Below are 6,040 nucleotides of genomic sequence, written 5' to 3' on the forward strand. Positions count from 1 at the left end.
ACTTATGCAGCAGATAATCAATTTCTTTATAAAAAACAGTACTAAGCTACTGTTTTTGCTGCTTTTAGTCATATCATTCGGGCTAATAATACAAACGCATACTTTTCACCAAAGTTCGTTTATTAGCTCTGCGAATGGTGTGACTGGTTATGTCTATGAAAATGTAAACAATTTTAAGGAGTATATGCATCTAAAAACAGAGAATGACGCTCTAGTTTTAGAAAATGCACACCTAAAGTCCATCGCTTTTAACAATACTACGGCACAAGATTCTATAGAAATTAGAAATTTAATGCCTGAAGAAAGACAAGAGTATTCTATTATAGTCGCTAAAGTAATCCGTAACACCTTCAATACTAAAGAAAACTACCTTACCATAAAAGGCGGTTCTAAACAAGGTATCGAAAAAGATATGGGAGTGATTAATAGTAATGGAGTGATTGGAGTAATAGAAAAAACATCTAAAAACTACTCTACTGTACAAAGCATCTTAAACGTTAAGTCTAAGATCAATGCTAAGATTAAGGGTACTAATCACTTCGGCCCTCTAGAATGGGATGGTAAAAACACTGGATATGTTAACTTATCTGATATACCAAGGCTAGCTGAGATTTACAAAGGAGATACTATTGTCACAGGAGGTATATCTACGATCTTCCCTGAGAATATTCCTATTGGTGTAATCGAGAAAGCATATACTAATGAAACTTCAAATTATTTTACTATTTCTGTTCGTTTGTTTAATGACATGACAAACCTAGGATATATATATGTAATTAAGAATAAAGATATTGAAGAAATTAACCAACTAGAAGCTGAAACAAAAAATGAATAGTGTTGCATTTTCAAATATTGCTCGTTTTATTGCGTTATTAATCGCACAGATTCTTATTTTCAATAATATAGATCTTTTTGGTTTTATAAACCCATTTCCATATATCCTTTTTATCATTCTATACCCTACAGACAACAATAAAGCTGTTTTTTACTTAACAAGCTTTTTTCTTGGTCTTATCGTAGATATGTTTGAAAACTCTGGTGGAATGCACGCAGCTGCTAGTCTAATTCTAGCTTTTGCTAGACCATCCGTACTAAAGTTCTCCTTCGGGATCAGCTATCAATATCACAATTTAAATATCATCAAAAAAATCACTAAAGATATTTTTAAATCTCTAGAAGTTTTTGGTTATATTTCTATATCTGTTGTTATACATCACATTATTCTCTTTGGATTAGAATTCTTTAGATTTAATTTTATTTGGGAGATACTTCTAAGGACTGTACTGACAACTATAACAACGCTACTAGCGTGTATTTTGATATTATTTCTGATTAAACCGTCGAAAAAATGAGAAAGCTTTTATTACCTTTAATTATTATAGTAGTTACTATTGTAGTACTAGCTAGATTATTTTTTTTACAAATAGTAGATGACACTTATATTAAGAAGTCAGAGAATAATGCGTTAAAAATTGTCTATGAGTATCCTGAGAGAGGATATGTCTTTGACAGAAATAATAAATTACTTATAGCGAATCAACCTTCTTATGATATTATGGTTGTTCCTAGAGAAGTCAAAAATATTGACACATTAGCTCTATGTAGTTTATTGGATGTTACCTATGACCAATTCGTTTCTAAATTAGAAAAAGCAAAAGTATATAGCCCTAGACTACCTTCTATTTTCTTACCTCAATTAAGCAAAGCAGAATATGCTGCTTTTCAAGAAAAAATTAGACATTTCAATGGATTTTATATTCAAAAAAGATCCCTAAGAGATTATCAAGTTTCGGCAGGAGCAAACATTTTTGGATATATACGTCAAGTAAATGAGCAAAATATAAAGGCTAATTCTTATTATAAATCTGGAGATTTAATCGGTATACAAGGTATTGAACAAGAATATGAAGAAACACTTAGAGGGACTAAAGGGGTTAAATATATCCAAAGAGACCGTTTTAATAGAGAAATTGGTTCATTTAAAAATGGTATATACGACACTTTAGCTGTAAAAGGTGATGATATCATACTTACAATAGACAGTGAGTTACAAGCCTATGGAGAGCTATTAATGCAGAATAAAAGAGGGGGCATCGTTGCGATCGAACCTAAAACAGGTGAAATATTAGCATTAGTTAATGCACCTAGTTATGATCCTGCTTTATTAGTTGGAAGAGAGCGATCTAAGAACTACACTTCACTATACAATGATTCACTTGCCAAACCATTATATAATCGTGTACTATCTGGAGAATACTCTCCAGGATCACCATTCAAAATACTTACTGGATTAATAGGTTTACAAGAAGGAGTAATTAATGAACATACTACTTTTGCTTGTAACAGAGGATTCTATTATGGTAAGGGTGCATGGATGGGATGTCACGATTCTGGTCATTGGAACTTAAACATTGCTATTGCAAAATCGTGTAATACTTACTTTGCTAATACCTATAAAAGAGTAATTGAGAAATATAAGACTCCTGCTGAAGGAATCAATAAATGGAGTGAGCACCTACATTCTTTTGGATTAGGTCAATTCTTAGGATACGATCTACCTGAAGGAAGAAAAGGGCATATTCCTGATGCAGATTATTACAACAGATGGTATCCAAACGGAGGCTGGAAAAGCACAACAACTATTTCTAACTCTATTGGTCAAGGAGAAGTTATTATGACTCCTATGCAACTAGCTAACGTAATGGCAGCTGTAGCAAATAAAGGATACTACTATACTCCTCATATCATTAAAAATATAGAACACCACGATATCGATAAAAAGTTTACAACTAAACACGTTACCACGATAGATTCACATCACTTTGATCAAGTGATAAAAGGAATGAATGATGTTTTCAATATTGGTACAGGACGTTCTGTTCGCGTGGAAGGCTTAGAGATGGCAGGAAAAACAGGAACAGTAGAAAATTTCACAAGAATAAATGGTAAGCGTTACCAACTAACAGATCACTCTGTCTTTGTTGCTTTCGCTCCAAAAGATGATCCCAAAATAGCTATTGCTGTATTTATAGAAAATGGATATTGGGGGACTAGATGGGCTGCTCCTATTACCAGCTTAATGATACAGAAGTATCTTCTGCCTGAAATAGTAAGAACAGACTTAGAAAAAAGAATGCTTGAAGGAAGCCTAAAAAGTGAATACGACAAGGTACTTCATCTTTATGACAAGTCAGATAAACCTAAAAAAACACACAGAATTAATATATAGCTTTAGACTACAACAAAAATGAAAAACGTTAGTGTTCAAAAAAATATAGATTGGATATCGATACTTCTGTACATGCTTCTAGTCATAGCAGGATGGATTAATATCTATTCGGCTTCTCTACCTGCAGAAACCACATCTATTTTTGATTTAAGCCAAATCTATGGTAGACAACTAATGTTTATTATTTTTTGTATTCCACTTATTATATTGATTGTATCTATAGATACTAAATTTTATGAGAAGTACGCTATGGTATTTTATATCATCGGACTACTATCCATACTGGGTTTATTTGTATTTGGTAAATCTGTAAAAGGACAAACAAACTGGTACCAAATAGCCGGTTTTGGTATACAGCCTTCTGAATTTGTAAAAACAACAACAGCATTGCTACTTGCTAAATTCTTATCAGATAGTCAATCACACCTTAGTTCATTTAAAGAACAAATTATTGCTTTAGTTATTATTGGCGTACCTACTTTGTTTATTTTGAAGCATGATACGGGTAGTGCCATGCTATTCGTTTCTCTTGTATTCGTTCTATATAGAGAAGGATTACCTAGTTGGTACTTATGGACTGGGTTTATTACTATTGTTCTATTCGTATCTGCCTTAGTAGTAAAGCCAGGTATTATCATAGCCACTATTGTTGCTATAACAGCATTACACTTCTATTTAAATAAGAAGATAACTCGTAATCCTTTAATATACATAATATTAGTTGTGATCATGTCTACCTTTGTATTCTCTGTAGATTATGTTTATGACGAAGTATTAGAACCGCACCAAAAAGATAGGATCAATGTATTAATAGGAGAAGACGTTAACCTACAAGCTGAAGGATATAACTTAAATCAATCCAAAATAGCCATTGGATCGGGAGGTTGGACAGGAACTGGGTTCTTAGAAGGGACACAAACTAAAGGAGGTTTCGTACCAGAACAACATACAGACTACATCTTCACTACAGTAGGAGAAGAATGGGGGTTTGCTGGTGCCTCTTTTGTAATCATTCTATTTGTCTGCCTATTTTTCAGATTAATTCATTTAGCAGAAAGACAGAAGAAAATATTTAACCGTGTTTATGGTTATTGCGTTATCTGCTTTCTATTCATCCACTTTGCCTTTAATATTACAATGCTTATTGGACTATTTCCTACCATAGGTGTACCCCTGCCATTCTTTTCGTATGGAGGTTCTAGTTTAATGGCATTTACCGTTCTATTATTTATCTTTCTTAAGCTTGATGCTAACAGAATTAATGAATGGTAAAAGATACTCACGAAACAAATTTTTAATACAATTCACACAAACAAAACAATGAAAAACAAAATGCTATGTGCTGCTGCATTATTTGTAGCAACAACATCTGTGGTAAATGCTCAAGAAATTAAAACAACTGATGTAAAAGAAATCACTACAGAACAAGCTACACTAGAGTCTCTAATTGACCAACAAAAAGTAGTAGAAGAAAACTTAAGACTTGAAGAAATTAAACTTCAAAACGAGAAAGATGCTTCTAAAAGATTAGAACAAGAAAGAAAAATAGCTAAAGAGCAACAAAAAGAAGAATTAAGAGCACAGAAACAACTAGAAAAGGAACATAAAGCTGAATTAAAAAAACAAAAAGAAATAATAAAAAGCCAAAAAAGAGTTAGCAAACAAACCTTAAAACTTCAAAAAGCTGAAGATAAATACAATGCAAAAAATAGCAAATATGTACAAAAAAAAGCTTCTGGTAAACTTACTCCTATTGAAGATCTAAAGTTCAAAAAAGAATTACTTGACTTACAAACAAATATCAAAACCCATGAATTAGAACTAAAAAAACTAACAATGGAGTTTGAAGCAATCAACAAATAATTAATAAAGCTCACTTCTACGAAGTGGGCTTTTCTTTTCTCACACCTAACCTATATACTCCTATACAAACATTCTGACGAAACTTCTTCTCATAACCATCCCCTAACAACCCTTACCAATAAATCCTTTCTTAAAGCTCATTAAACACTTAATTTCCATAATAGTTGTTCAGTTTTTTTATTTGAAGACTTCTACTCTATTCAAAAAATCACATATTACTGAAATGTTGTATCAATATGTTGTTTAAATAGATTAAAATATTAAGAAACTATATACATTTTGATTTCGATAACTCTTAGTAAATAAGACAAGAATATTCGACTTCCACTTCTTAGGTGATTATTAGTAGATTTCTAGGGCTTTTCTTGCCCAGAAGATGTATTTCTCGAAGAATTGATCAAGAATACCTCAAGCATTCCCCTAGCAGCCACACAAAAAACTATCTCTAGTAGATTCCTTATAACTATTCATCCTCCCTTTCCTTGATTACAAATTTATAAAGACATAAAAGTACAAAACCGATTTACTTCCACTTTTTTCCTTTTTCTTCCATTTTTTTCTAAATACTTCTTAATATTTCCAAAAAAGTCCATTTATTTCCACTTTTTAAATTTCAAATAATTGAAAATCAACAAACAAGCGTTTTAAGTAAACTCATTTCTTCGGAAGCCCTTCGGAAGAGTTCAGTATTTGTTCGGACTGAGGGGCAGTTTTCCGAAGAACATCCAAAGACTGCCCAATAAATTCCCGAACAATCTGTATTTATATTTCTGTATAATGCAGATAATTGTTAGAAATAAGAAGTTTTTCCTGTTTAGATTAACTAAACTTTTTGATCCTTTATTTACTTCATTTAATGCAAAAAAAAACCACTACTTACCGTAGTGGTTTTTGTGGTGCCTCCAGGAATCGAACCAGGGACACATGGATTTTCAGTCCATTGCTCTA

General features: G+C 32.1%; 5 protein-coding genes. All 5 read left to right on the forward strand.

All coding sequences use genetic code 11. The features are described 5' to 3' along the window. The first annotated feature begins 4 nt into the window (after window positions 1-4). The 5 genes from mreC to AABL85_RS11160 are packed head-to-tail and all read left to right on the forward strand — an operon-like array spanning window position 5 to window position 5,092. Window positions 5-835 carry a rod shape-determining protein MreC gene (mreC, locus tag AABL85_RS11140; RefSeq protein ID WP_286415515.1) on the forward strand — a complete coding sequence of 277 codons (831 nt, stop codon included), beginning with the start codon at window positions 5-7 and terminating at the stop codon, window positions 833-835. After that, a complete protein-coding gene (locus AABL85_RS11145) occupies window positions 828-1,352 on the forward strand; it encodes a rod shape-determining protein MreD (RefSeq protein WP_286415514.1) in 525 nt (174 codons plus the stop codon). Before mreC ends, AABL85_RS11145 begins: the two co-directional genes overlap by 8 nt. After that, window positions 1,349-3,229, forward strand: coding sequence for a penicillin-binding protein 2 (gene mrdA, locus AABL85_RS11150; protein ID WP_286436707.1), 1,881 nt, complete (start codon window positions 1,349-1,351; stop codon window positions 3,227-3,229). The genes AABL85_RS11145 and mrdA overlap by 4 nt, the downstream gene beginning before the upstream one ends. A gap of 18 nt (window positions 3,230-3,247) precedes the next feature. Next, on the forward strand, window positions 3,248-4,501 hold the full coding sequence (gene rodA / locus AABL85_RS11155) for a rod shape-determining protein RodA (RefSeq protein WP_286415512.1): 1,254 nt from the start codon (window positions 3,248-3,250) through the stop codon (window positions 4,499-4,501). Window positions 4,502-4,549: 48 nt separating this feature from the next. Continuing rightward, complete coding sequence (locus AABL85_RS11160) at window positions 4,550-5,092, forward strand: hypothetical protein (RefSeq protein WP_341310128.1); 543 nt, start codon at window positions 4,550-4,552, stop codon at window positions 5,090-5,092. Window positions 5,093-6,040: the final 948 nt, after the last annotated feature.

Origin of the sequence: Myroides odoratimimus (genome assembly GCF_038039805.1) — a bacterium.
GTDB lineage: Bacteria > Bacteroidota > Bacteroidia > Flavobacteriales > Flavobacteriaceae > Flavobacterium > Flavobacterium odoratimimum_B.